We start from the raw sequence: 18603 nt of genomic DNA, 5'->3' as shown, positions 1-18603 counted from the left end.
GTAAAATCCTTTTTCCTGAAGAATAATCAATTATACTCAACTTGACTGATTCATCACTAGGACAGTTTAAAAAATAAGTAAATAGAAATAAAAAGAATGGGGTGAAGAAGAATGAAAAAATTCAGTATGTTCTATTTGTTTTTAGTGATTGTAGTTTCTGGATGTGCGGATACTGATGAAACCCCTACAAGGACTGACCGGGACATCACTTCAACTACTGAACAAGAAAATGGTGGACAGGATGAGCAGGAAGGAATCAGTGATGAACCAGAAATAATTGCTGAAAACCTTGAGATACCCTGGTCGATTCAAAAAGAGGGAGATACATTCTTTTTGACAGAGAGATCTGGAACTATCATGCAAATTAAAAATGGAGAAAATATAAGACAGGAAGTAGAATTGGCGAAGGAACTTTCTACCGTTTCAGAAGCTGGTTTATTAGGATTCGTACTCGATCCTGAATTTTCGCAAAACAACTTAGCATACGCCTATTATACGTATGAGGACAGGAATGGAAAATTTAACCGAATTGTAACTTTGCGTTTGAACGAAGACATTTGGCAGGAGGAGAACATACTCCTCAATGAAATACCAAGCGGAAGGGTTCATCATGGTGGGAGACTAGAACTTGGACCTGATAACAAGCTATATGCAACGACTGGTGATGCATCTGTACCTGAGATTGCGCAGGATCTTGATTCATTAGGTGGGAAAATTTTAAGAATGAATCGTGATGGATCAGTTCCGGATGGCAATCCCTTTTCTAATTCCTATGTATACAGTTATGGACACCGAAACCCACAGGGACTTACCTGGTCGACTGATGGCAAACTCTATTCAAGTGAACATGGCAATTCAGCAAATGATGAAGTCAACTTGATTGAAGCCGGTCAAAATTACGGTTGGCCAATCATTGAAGGAGTCGAAGAACAAGAGGGGATGGAGTCACCCGTCTTCACCTCTGGAAATTCAGAAACTTGGGCACCGTCCGGGATGGACTATTATGATGATACAGTTTATGTTGCAGGTTTAAGAGGGGAAGCTGTTTTTGAATTTAACCTTGAAACCGGTGAGCAAAGAGAAGAAATTTCTGGATTCGGCCGGATCAGAGATGTACTGATCGAAGATGATCAACTTTATTTCATCAGCAATAACACAGATGGACGGGGCGACCCGAACGAAACTGATGACAAGCTATATCGTTTATCCATTCAAGATTAAATAAGTTTCAGAGTGCTTAAGGGAACGGTCGGTAATAATAAAAACAATTAGCACTTTGGAATCGGTAAAACCTTAATGGAAGAGGGATATAAAGATTAGCCCATTCAAAAAGTATATGTGATGAGAGTGATGTTGAACCATATTATAAAAAACTTGGATAGTGCAAAGAAGGATCAATAGTTGAGGTGAAAGTATAACCTAGGGATATCATATGATCTATCAGTTCTCTCTTGATTTATTAGCTAAACTTTAAATCCGACTGTCCGTCTGTATTTCACTTCCATAGTGAATTAATTCATCGTCATAGTTAATGAAACTTTATATACCTCTTATTATCGGCACTGTTTCGTTTAGAAAAAGAGACAAAGACTCAAACAGTGCAATCTAGTAATTATTTTGGAGTAACCAATCAAACCATTAAAGGAATTGAAAATCATAAATAGAATTTAACACTGGATTTAGCAATAAAATAGCTGAAATACTAAACAGAGCAATGAAAGATTTGTTAGAAATCAGTATAAATGGAACTAAGGGGATAAAAATGAAAACATTATATATGATCGGTGGTACCATGGGTGTTGGAAAGACAACAGTGTCCCAGTTATTGAATAAAAAATTAGATAATGCTGTATTCCTAGATGGTGACTGGTGTTGGAATGCAGATCCGTTTCAGATTACAAAAGAGACCAAAGCAATGGTGTTGGACAACATCTGCCATCTCCTCAACAGTTTCATTCATTGTAGTGCTTATGATAACGTGGTTTTTTGCTGGGTAATGCATGAGCAGGCCATCATAGATAAAATCCTATCAAATCTAGATTTGGATGAATATGAAGTAAAGGTGATTTCACTGACTTGTTCTGCTGATGCATTAGCCAAACGTATCGATAAAGATATTGAAGCTGGAATTCGCTCAGCGGAAGCATTAAAACGTAGCCTAAATAGAATCTCGCTCTACGACGAAATAAACAGCATAAAAGTTGATGTATCTAATCGTGACCCCGCTGAAATAGCAGAATTTATTGCAACACAAATTTAAAGCTTTGTTTGTCCAAGTAAGTGACTGCGAATAAGTAGCCTTATCCAACTTGTATTGGTGACATCAATATTGTTTCTTCGTTCCATATATAGGAAGTTGTATTGAAGTCGAAAAAGTTAGTATTTAAAATAACTGAATGATCCTGAAAATGATAAAAATTAATCTGCCAGATCAATTGTAGCATCGCAGATATTCTCCTATTGAGCATATCTGTGATGCTAATTAAATAAAAAAGAGTGAAAGTGTGGAAGTTGTACTCGAAGAATGATAACCGTTTAGTTTTGCTGGAATGTCACAGAGCTAGTTGAAAAAAAGAAGCAGCTGCTGCCATTTCAAAAGAATTAGGGAAAGTGGCGGAAGAGAAAAAGCAAAAAAATTAGTGGATGGAAATAAAGGGTAAATAGAACATACTATGTAAAAAAAAAGCAGTGAAATTATTTTGTATTGTAGGGAAAACAAGTCCGAAAAGACAGGAGTGTAGGTGAATGTCAACAGGATGCTATAATTCACTGCATTCTGGAAAGCAGCATTTTACTGAGTTGTTATGATATCAAGCTAATACAATAAGAGTTTTAAAAATAAAAAAGCAAAGTATCGGGTCTAGTAATGACCAACATAACTTCGCTTATTTTTTCTAAAAATGCCGAAAAGAAGGAATACGACCGAGACTACTTAGAGGTAAAAGCCTAATATACCTGAAACGATACCAATAATTGCTCCAGCAATGACATCTTTTGGAAAATGAACGCCGCCAATCACGCGCAAAATAGCTAATAGGCTACCAGCTAGTATCAAAAATATGCCCAAAGGTTTTGAAATGAAATAGAGTGTCGTAGCAATGACAAAAGCAGAAAAGACATGTCGGCTGGGGAAAGATTTTCCTTTAGCAACTTTATTAATAATCGGGATATCACCTGTTATTTCATAGGGACGAGGAGCATTAACATAACTTCGAAAGATACTGACTAATACAAAGGATATGGAAGGAGTCAGTAGAACTCTCCAAAATCTAGCATCACCAGAATAAATTAATAGTATTAGAACTGAAGGATAGGTTACATAGACTAAAAATGTAATGAAATTATTTATTTGATTAATTGTTTTTACATACATATAATTGAACACCCTAAAAGTTGAATTTATATTCATATTAACATATTAAACACTTTTTTAATCTATGAATTGACTTTTTAAGATTGCAGTAAATGTCTTTCTAAAGAAATACTATTTTTTGAGAATGTATCTTAATATTCTGTTTGGAATTTAGTCAAAATAATCGTTCTGTTTCTTATAAAATGTTAGTATGAAGAGAGTAGATAGAATAGAAAGTCAGTCATAAAGGAGAGAATAAAGTGAAACTTATTACATGGAATATTGATTCTCTGAATGCAATGTTGACAAGTGATTCAGATAGGGCTTTGATGTCCCGAGAAGTAATGGTAAGCATAGTAGAGGAGGACCCAGATATTATTGCTGTCCAGGAAACTAAGTTGCCGAGAACCGGACCTTCAAAAAAGCATATTGCAATATTAAAGGATATGTTTCCCAACTACAAGTGTGTATGGAATGTATCCCAAGAACCAGCAAGAAAGAGTTATGCGGGGACAATGTTTTTCTATAAAAACCATCTAAATCCTACCGCAACATTTCCAAAAATCGGAGCACCGGATCCCCTTGATTCAGAGGGGAGAATCATAACGCTAGAATTTGATACATTTTTTGTAACGCAGGTGTACACACCTAATGCTGGATCGAATTTAGTGCGATTGAAAGAGCGCCAAGAATGGGATGAGAAATTTGCAGAATACTTAGTTGGTTTAGATGAGAAAAAGCCAGTTATTGTCACTGGAGACTTCAACGTAGCCCATAAAGAAATCGATCTAGCTCATCCTGGGAGGAATAAACGGTCAGCCGGTTTTACCGACGAAGAACGTGAAGCATTTACAAAACTATTGGATAAAGGGTTTACAGATACATTCCGCTATATACACGGAGATGCTACAGGACGATATTCTTGGTGGAATCAGCGTGCCAAAACAAGCAAAATCAATAATTCAGGTTGGAGGATCGATTACTGGTTGGTAAGTGACAGACTTGCGGATAAGGTGCAGAAATCAGACATGCTAGATTCGGGAGAACGACAAGACCATACACCTTTAGTACTTGATATTGATTTAGCATAGATTTAATGTTATAAAAGCATCATTCTATGAGATAAACGGGTCAAGCTATTCTAAAGGATGATTTTAAGACGGAGATAACTCAGCATAGAACTCTGTAGAAAAGTAGGGCAGATGATTCTGCTCTGCTTTTTTTTGCTTATATCTTGTCTATGCTCGTCTCTTTTTACATCCAAACAATGAACATCAGCACAGTTTTTACTAAAACTACCAAGTATAACGAATCCAATGACTTTCTCATCGAGAGATACCTGCATACGTAACCCAAGAGCATCTCCTATATAAATAGAGATACATTCGACCAATCGAAACCATCCTAGTAAGTATGCTTATACTTCAGGAAAATATATTGATAACGGGGATCTTCAAGTTCTTATTTCGCACGAATCTGTAAATGGTTTGTTTTGGTAATGCTATGTTTCGCGCAGTATAATAGAGTGAGGAGAGGACATGAGCGGAAACAGTTAGAATAGTTCAGTGTTTAGAACAAATATTCAGAAATCACGAAAAGGATTGCTCCAAGTGACACTATTAAGTCACTCAAAGCAACTGGAATATGGATCTCATTTACATACAGAAATGAACGGAAAAATTTTGAAGGGATCAAGCTCCCTATATGCCCTTTTTTCACGGAAACTGAAAAATTTATAAAATCGGTGGGATACTGATGGAACGACGAGGAGGGTAATGATGATAATCAAATATATTCATGCAGTTACAAGAGAATTGCCAAAAAAATCCAGGAAAGAAACTGCTAGCGAATTGAAAGTATTAATTGATGATAGGATGGCAGATATGGATCCGGACCTTTCCGAAGAAGAAAAAAGCGAAAAAGTATTGCGAGAGCTTGGAGACCCAAGAGAACTGGCAAATAGTTACAGAGGAAAAGAAAGGTATCTTATTGGCCCGAAATACTTCTATAAATATTTATTTGTTATGAAAATCGTTGTTTTATTTGTTTTCATCGGGGTATCAATAGCATCGGGACTGGGAGTCTTATTCTCTACTGAGAACATCGCTGACGTAATTGGAGGTTATCTATTAACTTTGTTTTCGGCTATTCTACAAGGAGCAGCTTGGGTGACTGGAGTCTTTGCTTTATTAGAGTACTATGGACTATCCATTGAAACTGGAATGGAAGATGAAAAATGGGATCCTTCTCAGCTACCTGTAGCACCAGAGGAAAAAGCTCACATATCGCGAGGAGAATCTGTATTCTCTATAATCATGAGTACGATATTTCTACTTTTATTTTTCAACTTTCTTGAGATGATTGGAATTTATTATAAAATCGATGGCCAGTTTAATGTGATTCCACTTTTCAATACAGGAGAAATTGCTTCGTTCAAGGTCATTATATTCCTTGTATTTATAATGAATATCTTAATAGAATTAATCAAGATCATTAGAGGCAGATGGACAAAGAAAGTAGCTAGCATCGTTTCAGTGTTAAATATAGTATCTGCAACTTTGACCATCACTATCATTAATAACATGACCATTTGGAATGATGAATTTGTGCAGGATTTCGAAGAATATATGCCAATATCCTTTGAAAGAATGATATTATTCATAACAGTAGTCATCATCATCATTACTCTTGGGGAGTCTGTATCTGCCTTATATAAGGGGATTCGGTATGGAGAAGAATAAGTAGAGACCAGTTCTTGATAGCAAGTTTAGGAAAGCAAACTATAAAATCAACTTATGAATAGAAAATACAGTAGTGTAAGATAAAAAGGAGGTAGGTCAGGTATGGAATCTCTTAATAGAAGTCTATCGGAATATGGAAAACTATTGAAGGAGACGAACCTACAAAAAGCATATAAAGGGTTAATGCACTATGTTAAACTGTTGCGGACGCATTTTAAAGACAAGTATCCGGAATATGAAGTTTCAGCAAATTTTTATCAAGGATATATGGACGTAACATTTTTTTCGCTTACATCAAAGTTAGCAAAGGAAAAAGACCTAAAATATATTGTTGTTTTCAAGCATGATAAAATGCAATTTGAAGTTTGGCTCTCTGGAAAGAATAGAGTTGTCATGTCTGAATATCACGAAAAATTTAGCAAGTATCAATTGAAAAACTATTTCTTAACTTCTGATGAAAAAGGAATGGCATCTATTGTTGGAACTGTATTGGTTGAAAATCCTGATTTTGACAATCTACCTGCATTAACAAAACAAATCGATGCAGGTGTGATAAGTTTTATAAAAAATATTGAAAAAAATTATTTGACCAATGATTAGGCCACGGGGCTTTTACAATAGATTTCTTCTTGAATGTATAGCTAAGGGATGAGGTGTTCCAGAGAAATTGATTTTTCAACCTGTATATCAATAAAGAACTCCACGAAAAAGCAGAGTAAGTGATTTTACTCTGCTTTTTTTGTTTATTTCAATTATAGGTAAACACTTCCAAGCTATTGAGTTATGTATTCACAAACTCTATCTTAGACAATTAATTTCAAAACTAAGTTTCTATTATTATCAGTAGTACAATTGCTTAGTTCCATTTCTTGCTATAAAAAGAAAAAGGCTTATTGTAGATAAAAGAGGATCATTAAATATAGATTAGAATGAATAACAAAAGATACGATTGAATAAAAAACTGATTCAAACTAGTGATTGAGTGTCGCCTTCTAAAAATCAGATTGTTTAATCTAACTTTTAAAAAGCGATATTCCTAAGTTTCTTTAAATTAAGTAGGTATAAATCTATAAGTTGTACTAAGAAGTAGTAGAATCAACTGGGAAAATATATCTGGATTATTAGGTTAACCTACATATGCTTTTAAAGATGCCGAGTAGAGAACGTACGCTTATTGATAATCAATAAATGTATAAACCGATGATTCCGGTAAGTGCAATTATTGCTAAAGGATTGGCTTTATACTTATACAAGAGGATGAAAGAGAGACTGAAAATAAATAGTCCAGATAAATTTAGCGATGCTACATCAGTATTAATTGATGGTGATTCCCAAAATGCAGTTAAAGCAATGGTTAATGCTGAAGAAGCAATTAATCCAATAGAGGTCGCTCTGAGACCTTTTAAAACATTGGCAATACTGGCGATATTTTTATGTTTTCCAAAGAAGTTAAATAATAATATGGAAAATAGAGTACCAAATAATATTGCCCCGATAGTGGAAACAAGTGCCCCCATAATGCCCGCTATTTTCATGCCAATAAACGTGGATATATTTATTGCTAAAGATCCAGGAGTCATCTGAGAGATAGTAATGATTTCTGTAAACTCTTGTACCGTGATCCAACCAGTGGATGCTACTACACTTTCTTGTATCAGAGGAATTATTGCGTAACCTCCACCGATGCTTAGGAGTCCAATTTTCAAAAAGGTCATAAACAGATTTATTAATTCTCCGATCATTTAGTGGCTCTCCTCTTGACTAGATATTTTTGCAAAAAACTTAAAAGTGCCCCGCCGATAATAATGAATACTACATTTATCTGTGTGAAGAAACTTAAGAAAAAGGCTAATGGAATCAGGAAGGATATCATTGTATTACGATTTTTGAGAACCCCTTTTGTCATTTCAATTACTAGATGAACGATTATTGCTACGACACCTAGTTCCATACCACGCAGTATCGAGGTTAGAGTCTGATTGTTTCGAAAGAAAGCATAGTAATAAGATATAATTGACAATAAAAACAACGGTGGTAAAATCGTACCAATACAACTTATAAATGCACCTTATAGTATCGCTTATAATGAAATATGAGTATAAAAATTTGTGTAAGCAAGGAAACTAGTGATACATATAGAAATAACTAGGAACAATGTCTATCTACTAAAAAAATGAACATCAATTTAAAGAGAGTGAAGTTATTCCTGATGCATTATTCCGTGTGCCTGATTTTTTTATAAAAAAATTCAAGCACACACAAAATGGGACTATATCGATCAAGCCTAGTTCGTCTAGAGGAGAGAATGAAATGCAGGCTACACATGAAGTTAAATTAGATAGGATCGTAAAACAGTTGAAGCAACGAGAAGGAACAGCCTATTTGAAGCTTAAGAAGAAAACTGTTTCTCATATGGTACCTAAGCCAGAGAGTAAGACTTATACTGACGAAAAACTTGATATCAGCGACTTCGATGAGATACTTTCTATTGATCAGAGGAATCGGATTTGTGTTGCGGAGCCCGGTGTGACGTTCGAAAAACTAGTTGAAGCGACTCTAAAACATGATCTGATCCCAGCTGTAGTGTCGGAACTTAAGACTATAACGATTGGTGGAGCTGTTGCGGGATGTTCGATAGAATCCATGTCCTACAAGGTTGGAGGATTTCATGATAACTGTCTGGAGTATGAAGTTGTTACTGCTAAAGGGGAAGTATTGAACTGTACACCCGATAATGAGAATAGCTTATTGTTTCAGATGATTCATGGTACTTTTGGCACTTTAGGAATCATCACGAAGCTGACTTTTAAGCTTTTACCTGCTAAGCCATTTGTACGAGTGGTCTATGAACGGTTTGAAAATCTTGATGATTATAAGAAGGCTATATGGGAACATTTCGAAAATAAAGATCTTGATTTCATGGACGGGATCATTCATTCTCCTGATCTTTTTATTCTAAGTAAAGGATATTTAGTAGACGAGGCTCCTTATACCCATAACTATGACTGGACAAGAATTTACTATACAAGTACTGCAGAACGATCAGAAGACTATCTTACTACTCCAGATTATTTCTTTCGTTACAACAAAGGAGTTACCAATGTTCATCCTAAAACGCGCCTTTTAAGGTTCTTATTTGGTCGGATAATGAACGCCAATACTACTTTAAGGATGGCGACTATTCTGAGACGATTTATTCCTTCAAAATTAATACCTGTTACTGTCGACACGTTTATTCCATTTTCAAAAATCGAAGAGTTTATGGATTGGTATATAAAGGAAATCGATCATTTTCCGTTATGGTGTGTGCCGTATCGTATTGTTCACAAATACGAATGGATCTCAGAAGACTTCTTTGACAATGTAACAGATGAACTATTTTTGGATATTGCCATATATGGGATGCGAATAAAAAACTCTGAATTCTACTACAAAATCATTGAAGATAAACTAACAGAAATCAATGCGATAAAAACGCTGATATCTACAAATCTTTATTCAAAAAATGAATTTTGGAACGTATGGAACAAAGAGAACTATGAAATAGTTAAAAAAAGAACAGATCCGGATAATATCTTTAGAGATCTTTACGATAAAACCTGTTTAGCTGCAAGAGGGTTAGATGAGGAGCAACCTAAAACAAATAGTGGCAGGTAAATCAAAAAACATATTCTAAAAAAGGAAAAATAGGATAACAACCGATAAAAATTGAAAAACGTCTTTGTGTGAACCATTTAATTAAAAAGTCTGATTTCGACGCCATTTTTGAATTGATAAAACGAATAACTGCGGGTGTGATTGATTTTATAAAGAATACTGAAAAAAAAGCATTTGGCTAATGGAATAGCTAACTGCAATAAAGTTAAAAAACCAGTATTAGATTACATACTGGTTTTTATAGGAATAAAGGTGTTGAGAAATAGTCTCTATTGAAAAAGAAAATCACTTAAATCCTTTATAGTAATCTGTTTCGAGTATCTTGCCGGAATAATAAAATTTATTGTCTACACTGAGCGAAATGGTGTCGATATGCTCAGTGTAATCCTGATTGCTATTATCTTCAGTGGGTGAAAACTGCTTGGTTGCAGAATTATACTTACCCTTTTCAGTAATAAAGCTTTTATTTCTAAACATGACAAGGGGACTGGAATCGGAAAAAATATCGGATCCCATAACTAGTCTGGAGTCAAATTCTAATCCGAGCAAATTGGAAAGTGTAGGAATAATATCAAGATTCGAACTGGGTTTATCTACAGTTACGGGATCCATACCCTTTGTATAAATAATCAAGGGGCTTTTATAGAGCTCAAAATCTCTGTCTACTGGATGTCCAGCTAGCTCATCAATGGTTGAGTTATCAAGACCGTAAGGGTAATGATCTGTGGCTAAGACAATTAATGTTTCCTCTGCCATATCGGCTTCTTCCAGCTGATTGAGCATATTCTCTAAGGCTTTATCAAGTTCTATTTGAGTAGCTAAATAAGCTTGAGCTTGCTCTGAATAAGACAAATCCTTAACATATTCTTTATTTTTATAAGCGATATTGTTTCCAGAAAAAGAATACTGCATATGACCGCTGACTGTCATGTAATAAGCATGAAAGGGTTCATCAGCTATATACTGAGGAATTGTTTCTTGCATCATTTCCAAATCAGATGCAGGCCACCCTCCGCTCATATCCAGACCATTCCCGACACCCGTGTAATCATAGCCCATATTGGGATGGGAGGCATCTCTATCATAGTAAGAATAAGTGTGGTTATGATAGGCTACTGTTTTATACCCGAGTTCTTTAAATTGATTCCCCATAACAAAGGGAAGATCAATTTTGGCCGATGCAGAAAAACTCCAGATCCCACTTTTGGGAATAAGACTTGTCAACGATACATATTCACCATCAGAAGTACTTACATCCCATAGAGGAACATAAAAGTCGGTAAAATTGTATCCTTCGTGAACCATTTTGAATAGAGTTGGCGTTAGTTCCTCGTTTACAGCATAGGGGGAAAACCCTTCAGCAGTTAAAAATATAAGATTATAACCTTCATATTTCCCTGTATATTCATTTTTTGCTGTTGGTTCAACATTAGCAAAGTAATTATGCATTTGTTTAATCGTTTCATCATTTTCAGTCGAAATCAATTTATCAAAATCGATATCCAACATATTATAGTCTATTTCTTTTTCTACAATTTCAGATTCATCAATTTCCTTTAGTTGCTCATCTTCATCATCCTCTTTGTCAGACTCATATATAGACTCTGAGTTAGAGACTGGCATATCAGGGATAGTCTGGGTAGGAGACCATCCAGTCGCCAATCTTTGAAAATCTAACCGCATGGTAGTGATCAATCCAAGCCTGTCAACAGAAAGAATGGGATCCCTCGTTTGGAAATATAAATCATATGCAGAATTCTGATTTTTTCCATTGAACCAAATAGTGGTCAAGCCAGTTATATGAAAGATTATAATTAAACAAATTAAGAAACTTCTATAAAGTTCGCTTATCTTGTTAAAGCGGAAAAGTTTTTTTCCAAAAAATAAGAGAAATAAAGCTGGAAGGTAAAATAGTATTATCAAAGAATAATTATTTGAAATGACGGTCCAGATATCCTGTCTAAATTCGAATATTTGAGATACATTTCCAGTCGAATAGAAACTGTAGAAGGTTCTAAAGAACTGAAAATAAACAAATTGCGTTGAAAAGATTGAGCCCGCTATAATTAGAAATACAAAGGATAAAATATAATTAGTTCTATTTCGAAACAAGCTAGAAAGCAAAAATAGAGCAATGGCTAAAATCAGTGAGAATATAAAAGAAATGAAAAGACTCATAGAAATAAATGTGGAATCCCCATCTACGCGCAGTCTTAAAACAAACTCCAAAAAGAAAAGGGAGAGTACAAAATAGATTAATAAGGGCAGAGATGATTTCTTTTTGATCATGAAAGCGCCTCCTTGTTGTGGACAGCTTAACACATCGTAATAAATTGCACTACTTAAAGAAATAGAACCGGTATTTAAAATAGCAAATGGAAAAATCTCTATATATCTATACATATCATGGTATGAACATACTATAGTTCAAATGGAAATTATCAATATGAAATACAGTATGAATGATAAGTTCAAACCAATACTGATTGTTTAATGAGATTCGGCAGTGTTACTCTCAAATCAGACAAGACAGAAATACGTTCAAAATGGGAGTATTTTAATAGAATTGTAGAGAAAGACTCAGAGAGAATAAGATAGTAAAGGAAAAGGCAACAATTACACGCGGTCTAGAGGGATTGGAAAGGGAGAATATACATAGAGCGGTACACTTATAATTAAATAGATTGTATTATATTTTGGATTACAAAAACTAAGGCTTTTTAATATTGCTTCTGAGAGATGAATTTTAAAATTTATTGAATTTATCATGAGAAGAGGAGATGAATAGTATATGAATAAAAAATCTGAAATAATCAAGGAGGGACTACTTGTTACAGTAGGTGGCTTTGTTATTTTGATAGTAGCTTTTTTATTATATTTTATTACCTTCATGCTTATTCAAAAAATGGTAAATCAGAATAATTCATATAACTTTGTAGCACCCTTACGAGTCGGATATGGAATCATATGGATCGTTTTCTGTTTTATAATATATCGAAGCAGGATAGGTGAATGGCTTAAAGCTAGTGTGCTTACTGGTTCACTTACTACCTTTATGGCCACAGTTGGAGTTCAACTATTCGAATATCCGATTATAGTAGCTTTGTTCATGGTATTGGCTGTTGTAATCAGCTTGTTTCTTCTTCGTAAAATGAAGAAAGCATGGTTTCATTACTATGCTATAGCGATTTCCATAATAGCATCCCTATATTATCTATGGCCCATCACTTGAAAATACTGTATAAAAGGGGATCTTGAATCTGTTCTATGAGATTCATATAGAAGAGAGAAAAGCATAAACGGGAACCGGTTAGAACAGGGATAATGACATGAATGATATAAAATTTATTGGAGTCACAGCCTTAATAGTTTATTATAAATCGATAAATCTAAGGCACTCTGGTGTCTAAATCAATCAACGCAGAATGCCTTATTTTTTGTAACATTCAATTGTATCTATTATAAGATTCAAAAAATGATGTAGAAACATCTGATGGACATCAACTATCAAATACACAGTATAATATTTTCATGAATTTCATATTATCATTACGGTAATAGCACTGAAATCTTGTGTGCACTATATTATAAATGCATATTGAGATGGGGAGTGTCCGTTTGCACAGGAATAGTATTGTATTTACAAATCAATACACCAAACAAAAGCTAGAACACTAGTAACGAGTAATATAATAGCAGCCTGGCTTTATTGTTTTGAAGAAGTAAATAGTCCTGATCAGGATCTAATAACGTGATTCATAAAAGGGATCCATTCTTTTAATCAGTATTTTCTGGACACGCCGTTCACCGATTAGAACACTCAACTTTTCTAGGTTACGTGGATAGAAGTACTGATTATGATTTGGGAACAGAAGAAATCCAAAAAAAAGTTTAAACCCTCTAAAAAGCATGTCTCCAATTACCAAAAGTATCAGCCAAAAAAGTTATCGTATCTTGAATGATAACTAACCAATGGACTAACGGATAGCTATTCCAAGAATGAGTCGTGTAAGATCTAATTCTATAAAATAAACTCAATTAAATGAAAGAATAGCAAAACTAAATTCTAAGGCGCTTATTCTGAAGGAATAGTTAACTGGCACCTATATTGTAAGCGTTTTCTGTTGTGATTTGGTACAATAGTAGTAGGGAATAATAAATCAAGATGGAGTGTTTTTTATGGGGAGAGACTCACTACAAAACAAAATAATGTCCATTGAAGAAATTAAAGAATTGTGGTCAAAAACCTATAGCGCTGATGGAAAGCCAGACTGGTCACATATTTTTCCGTTTTATCATGAAAATATTATCTTTCAGGATTCAATCCAGAGAATTGAAGGGAAAGTTGAATTTGAAGCAATGTGTAATCGCTTGGCTAAACGCTGTAAAAGTTTGAGGATGGATATCTACACTATTATTAAAGCCGATAATAGTGTAATGATGGAATGGAAGATGACGATGTCGTTTCGTGTTTTTCCCACAAAACCAATTTACGGGGCCACTAGATTAACTTTTGACAGTGATGGTTTGATTATTGAACAGAGAGATTATTACGATTTGTGGGGAGATATTTGTGATGGTATCCCTGTTGTTAGATCAATTTACCGCTGGTTAATGAGAGTATTTTTCGGATAAGGAGATGGAAAGTGATAATGAAATTTCCAGAACAATTACTGTTCATGAAAAATAGAAAAGCTGTACAAAAACATAGTGATGAATCGATGAATGGGAAATTATGCGTTGTTTCTGGTGCTACCTCTGGCGTTGGCTATGAAACTATTAAAAAATTAGCTGCCGGAAAAGCGAATATTGTGATGTTAGTCAGAAACGAAAATAAAGCTAAAGCCGTCAAAGAAGAAATAGAGAAAAAACATTCGGTATTTGTCGATTATTTTATCGCTGATTTTTCAGATTTAAAGCAAGTCAAAAAAGCAGTTTTGGAAATTTCGGAAAAATATCCAAGAGTGGATGTCTTGATCAATAGCGCCGGACTTTATTCAACAAAAAGAATAGTGAATGAAGAAGGTTATGAAATGGTATTTTGTGTCAATCATTTAGCGACCTTTTTGATTACGAAACTACTAATGAATAAGCTGATTGAATCTTCGCCTTCTAGGATTATTCAGGTGAATTCTGAAGGGCATCGATTTAACGGGCTGAATGTGGATGACTTAAACTGGGAAAAACGAACGTATACTGGCTTAAGAAGTTATGGTGCCTCTAAGACAGCACAATTATTAACTGTTTGGAAATTTGCACAAGAATTAAAAGGTACCGGTGTTACTATCAATGCAATGCATCCTGGCGGTGTAAGGACTAATATAGGCAATAATAATGGCAGATTATATCGCTGGTTTTTACATCATATAACTTGGCATTTTTTAAAAGATCCGAAAATATCCGGGGAAGCTATCTATTACCTAGCTTCAGCGAGTGAATTGAACAATGTCAGTGGTGTGTTCTTCAATTTGACAATCAAAGAAAAACCGGCAAAACATGCTTTGAATACGAAAAAGCAGGAAGAAATCTGGAACAAGAGTCTAGAAATGACAGGTTTAATAAAAAAGGATGGTTGATGGAATGAGATATGATGCGGTTATTGTCGGTGGGGGAATCGCCGGATTGACAAGTGCAGCTTTTTTGGCTAAAAATGGCTATAAAATAATGCTTTGTGAAAAAGAGGATAACGTCGGTGGTTTAGTAAATTCATTCTATTATGACGGTTTTTTGTTTGATACCGGTGCTAGAGGTATTATAGATTCTGGAATCGTTAGACCCATGTTAAAGCAGCTGGATATTGATATCGAGTTCGTCAGAAGTGTCGTGACTATCGGTATCGAAAATGAATTGATTAGAGTTGAAACAGTGGACAGTTTGAATGATTATCGAGAAATGCTTGTAAAACTTTATCCTGAAGATGAAAAAGATATTGATGTTATACTTCGTGAAATAAAAACAGTTATGGATTACATGGATGTTATATACGGAATTGAGAACCCTTTATTCAAAGATTTAAAGAAAGATAAAGATTATCTTTTTAAAACATTGTTTCCGTGGGTATTTAAATTCTTGGCAAAATCAGGTAAAATCAATAAATTTAATATACCCGTTTATGACTATTTAAGTCAGCTAACTGATAACCAATCATTGATTGATATAATCAGTCAACATTTTTTTCGAAAAACTCCCGCTTCATTTGCTTTAAGTTATTTTAGTCTGTACTTAGATTATGAATATCCAGTCAAAGGAACCTTCGATTTGGCTGAAAATTTAAAAGAGTATATTATAAAATCAAACGGCATTATCAAAAGGGGTACAGAAATCAAAAAAATTGATACCCTCAACAAATCAATCCATGATCAGAATGAACAAGAGTATGAATATAATCAGTTGATTTGGGCAGCTGATACTAATCAGCTGTATAAAGCAATCGATAGGGAAACGATCCGTGATAGAAAAGTCAAAGAGGAAATAGAGGGAAAAAGAACTCTTCTTAAAGGGAAAAGAGCAGGAGATTCAATTTATTCAGTGTATTTAACGGTTGATTTGGAGAAAGAATACTTCCAAACGAGATCGAGTGGCCATTTGTTTTATACCCCCAGTAAAATCGGACAATCCAAAGTTTTCAACAAATTAAAAATTGCAAAGAAAGCAACTGAAAAAAAAGAAATTTTTGATTGGATGAATGAGTACCTGGACTATACTACCTATGAAATTGCCATCCCCTCATTACGGAATAAAGAACTTGCTCCAAAAGGAAAGACAGGATTAGTCGTCAGCGTTCTAATGGATTATGATTTTATTAGTAATATTCAATCTTTAGGATTTTATGAAGAGTTTAAGCATTTCGCTGAAGAAAAGATCATCAGTGTACTTAACACTAGCGTTTATGAAAATCTAAAGGAAAAAGTGATCCATCAATTTAGTTCTTCCCCACTAACCATCGAAAGAGTAAGTGGAAATCACGAAGGTGGAATAACCGGCTGGGCTTTTACGAATGATGTCATACCGTCTATAACAAAGATGACCAAGATCAAAAAAACTTGTCACACGCCAATTCCGGATATACTGCAAGCCGGTCAGTGGACATTTAGCCCGTCAGGCTTACCGATCAGCATCTTAACTGGAAAGATTGCAGCTGATAAAGCAGTTAAGACATTGAAGAAAGGAAAAAAAATATGAAAAATATTGTCTTATATAAAAGCAAATATGGACACACTTTTCAGTATGCAAGTTGGATTGCGGAGGAATTGAATTGGGAGATAAGAGATTTTTCCAAATTTAAAAAAACAGAAATAAAAGACTACGATACTATTATTTTTGGAAGTGGCGTTTACATGGGCAAAATGAACAAAGTTAAAAAAGTCCTTGAATGGTTCAAAGATAAACCCATCATTATTTTTGCCTGTGCCGGTAATAATAATGTTGAGAAAGATATTGCTGACATCAAAAATAATAATTTTAATGAAGACCAGTTAGCATTCCATACATTTTTTTATTTGCCTGGGGGGATTGATTTCTCTAAGGTGAGGGGCATTATTAAAATATTTCTGAACATATTTATAAAAAATGTGGAAAGAAAGAAAAATAAAACTGAAGATGAGGAAGGAATCATCGAGAGTTATTATCATCCGACTAATTATGTTGATAAAAAACACATTGAAGCGCTTGTTGCTTATGCTAAGAAACTTTAAAATTTCAGCATTGATCTTTTACAACATTTTTAATTTTCAAAATAAGCTAAAGGGGTTCATTCACAAAAAATAATAATTTAGAGAAACTACAATAAAGATTGCGAAGGTAAAAATATATAAAAGGAGCAGAAAATGAAAAGTAAAACAAAAGCATATATAAATGCAATATTATTGGTCGGTACATTAATCATAAATGGTCTGGGTGCTTTTGGCTTAATTAATGGCCTTTCACAAAAAGAAGTATCAGATATGTACCCAACTTTGATTACACCAGCACCCTCAACCTTTAGTATATGGAGTATAATATACACGTTTTTGATTGTATCTATAATTGTCATGATCATTAAAAGTAAAAAGTCCTACTATGGACAAGCTATTGATGAAATCAGTTATCTCTTTTGGATATCATGTGGTTTGAATAGTGTTTGGATAATAAGCTTTTCTTATAACTTGATTGGTCTGTCAACGCTATTCATCTTTGCTTTTTTAATCGTGATGATTTTAATTGTAAAAAAAGTTGGAAAAATCCAGACAAGAGGACGCTGGTTGCTTCCCACCACTTTTGGTTTGTATTCAGGGTGGCTTTTTATAGCAACTGTAGTAAATATAGCCGCCTGGCTTGTTAAAATTGAATGGGATAGATTTGGAATAGATGTAGATACTTGGAGCTCTATTATTCTTCTAGTTGCAGTGGGACTGACTTTTATAGTTTTGTGGAGCACTAAAAATGCATTGTTTCCGATTCCTATAGCATGGGCATATTTCGGGATCTACACATATTTATTAGCACCAGAAGGATTTCAAGGACAGTACAACTTCTTGCAAAATATTGCATTGATAGGGATAGTGCTTTTGATTGGTATTTCAGCAATCCAGTTTTATAAAAATCAATACAATCTCATGCCAGATACTTCAATAAGTATAGATTAATATCAGATAGATGATCGGCTTGATAAAAATTAGCCCTGCAGGGTCTTTCCTGAATGATATCCACTGTTTACCAAGCATACCAAAGCTCATACGATAATGGGCTTTGGTATTTTTTGCGACTATAGCTACCAATTTCAGTAATATGGAAGGATCTCTAGTACTAGCACATGGATATTTAAGAACGAAGGAGTACAAGATCATGGGGGAACGATAAATTTTACTTAATTAG

The 18603-nt window shown here is 34.4% G+C and carries 16 protein-coding genes; 12 read left to right on the top strand and 4 right to left on the bottom strand.

The genetic code is table 11. The features are described from left to right. The first annotated feature begins 111 nt into the window (after positions 1–111). A complete protein-coding gene (locus H626_RS0102145) occupies positions 112–1221 on the top strand; it encodes a PQQ-dependent sugar dehydrogenase (RefSeq protein WP_027107867.1) in 1110 nt (369 codons plus the stop codon). Positions 1222–1762: 541 nt separating this feature from the next. After that, complete coding sequence (locus tag H626_RS0102140; RefSeq protein WP_027107866.1) at positions 1763–2260, top strand: AAA family ATPase; 498 nt, start codon at positions 1763–1765, stop codon at positions 2258–2260. 672 nt (positions 2261–2932) lie between these two features. Here the strand turns inward: H626_RS0102140 and H626_RS10425 are convergent. Next, complete coding sequence (locus tag H626_RS10425) at positions 2933–3373, bottom strand: phosphatase PAP2 family protein (protein ID WP_211221930.1); 441 nt, start codon at positions 3371–3373, stop codon at positions 2933–2935. A gap of 239 nt (positions 3374–3612) precedes the next feature. On the opposite strand from H626_RS10425, the gene H626_RS0102125 reads away from it, so the two are divergent. The 3 genes from H626_RS0102125 (at position 3613) to H626_RS0102110 (ending at position 6693) form a co-directional block, all read left to right on the top strand. Beyond that, positions 3613–4443 (top strand): exodeoxyribonuclease III, encoded by an 831-nt coding sequence (locus H626_RS0102125; RefSeq protein ID WP_027107865.1) that lies wholly within the window; start codon positions 3613–3615, stop codon positions 4441–4443. Positions 4444–5130: 687 nt separating this feature from the next. Then, positions 5131–6093 carry an HAAS signaling domain-containing protein gene (locus H626_RS0102115; RefSeq protein WP_027107863.1) on the top strand — a complete coding sequence of 321 codons (963 nt, stop codon included), beginning with the start codon at positions 5131–5133 and terminating at the stop codon, positions 6091–6093. Between the two features lie 102 nt (positions 6094–6195). Further along, positions 6196–6693 (top strand): DUF7000 family protein, encoded by a 498-nt coding sequence (locus tag H626_RS0102110; protein ID WP_027107862.1) that lies wholly within the window; start codon positions 6196–6198, stop codon positions 6691–6693. A gap of 581 nt (positions 6694–7274) precedes the next feature. Here the strand turns inward: H626_RS0102110 and H626_RS0102105 are convergent. Continuing rightward, positions 7275–7835 carry a chromate transporter gene (locus H626_RS0102105; RefSeq protein ID WP_027107861.1) on the bottom strand — a complete coding sequence of 187 codons (561 nt, stop codon included), beginning with the start codon at positions 7833–7835 and terminating at the stop codon, positions 7275–7277. Next, entirely contained in the window at positions 7832–8152 is a 321-nt protein-coding gene (locus H626_RS11780) for a chromate transporter (RefSeq protein WP_084140129.1), read from the bottom strand. The genes H626_RS0102105 and H626_RS11780 overlap by 4 nt, the downstream gene beginning before the upstream one ends. Positions 8153–8403: 251 nt before the next feature. On the opposite strand from H626_RS11780, the gene H626_RS0102100 reads away from it, so the two are divergent. Then, complete coding sequence (locus tag H626_RS0102100) at positions 8404–9750, top strand: FAD-binding oxidoreductase (protein ID WP_051237712.1); 1347 nt, start codon at positions 8404–8406, stop codon at positions 9748–9750. A 285-nt stretch (positions 9751–10035) separates the two neighbouring features. Here H626_RS0102100 and H626_RS0102095 read toward each other — a convergent pair whose 3' ends face one another. Further along, complete coding sequence (locus H626_RS0102095) at positions 10036–12039, bottom strand: LTA synthase family protein (RefSeq protein ID WP_027107859.1); 2004 nt, start codon at positions 12037–12039, stop codon at positions 10036–10038. Positions 12040–12541: 502 nt separating this feature from the next. Here H626_RS0102095 and H626_RS0102090 point away from each other — a divergent pair. From H626_RS0102090 to H626_RS0102060, 6 genes are all read left to right on the top strand, one after another. Continuing rightward, positions 12542–12982 carry a hypothetical protein gene (locus tag H626_RS0102090; RefSeq protein WP_027107858.1) on the top strand — a complete coding sequence of 147 codons (441 nt, stop codon included), beginning with the start codon at positions 12542–12544 and terminating at the stop codon, positions 12980–12982. Positions 12983–13929: 947 nt separating this feature from the next. Beyond that, positions 13930–14385 (top strand): nuclear transport factor 2 family protein, encoded by a 456-nt coding sequence (locus H626_RS0102080; RefSeq protein ID WP_027107857.1) that lies wholly within the window; start codon positions 13930–13932, stop codon positions 14383–14385. 17 nt (positions 14386–14402) lie between these two features. Then, positions 14403–15326 carry an SDR family NAD(P)-dependent oxidoreductase gene (locus tag H626_RS10420; protein WP_035618189.1) on the top strand — a complete coding sequence of 308 codons (924 nt, stop codon included), beginning with the start codon at positions 14403–14405 and terminating at the stop codon, positions 15324–15326. A gap of 4 nt (positions 15327–15330) precedes the next feature. After that, a complete protein-coding gene (locus tag H626_RS0102070) occupies positions 15331–16932 on the top strand; it encodes a phytoene desaturase family protein (RefSeq protein WP_169449762.1) in 1602 nt (533 codons plus the stop codon). Continuing rightward, positions 16929–17444 (top strand): flavodoxin domain-containing protein, encoded by a 516-nt coding sequence (locus tag H626_RS0102065; RefSeq protein WP_027107855.1) that lies wholly within the window; start codon positions 16929–16931, stop codon positions 17442–17444. The genes H626_RS0102070 and H626_RS0102065 overlap by 4 nt, the downstream gene beginning before the upstream one ends. A gap of 132 nt (positions 17445–17576) precedes the next feature. Further along, positions 17577–18374, top strand: coding sequence for a TspO/MBR family protein (locus H626_RS0102060; protein WP_027107854.1), 798 nt, complete (start codon positions 17577–17579; stop codon positions 18372–18374). Positions 18375–18603 lie beyond the last annotated feature (229 nt).

It is taken from the genome of Lacticigenium naphthae DSM 19658 (genome assembly GCF_000425865.1).
GTDB classification, from domain to species: domain Bacteria; phylum Bacillota; class Bacilli; order Lactobacillales; family Carnobacteriaceae_A; genus Lacticigenium; species Lacticigenium naphthae.
Note: the sequence above shows the minus strand (reverse complement) of the source record. Positions and strands in the feature narration are given on the sequence as shown.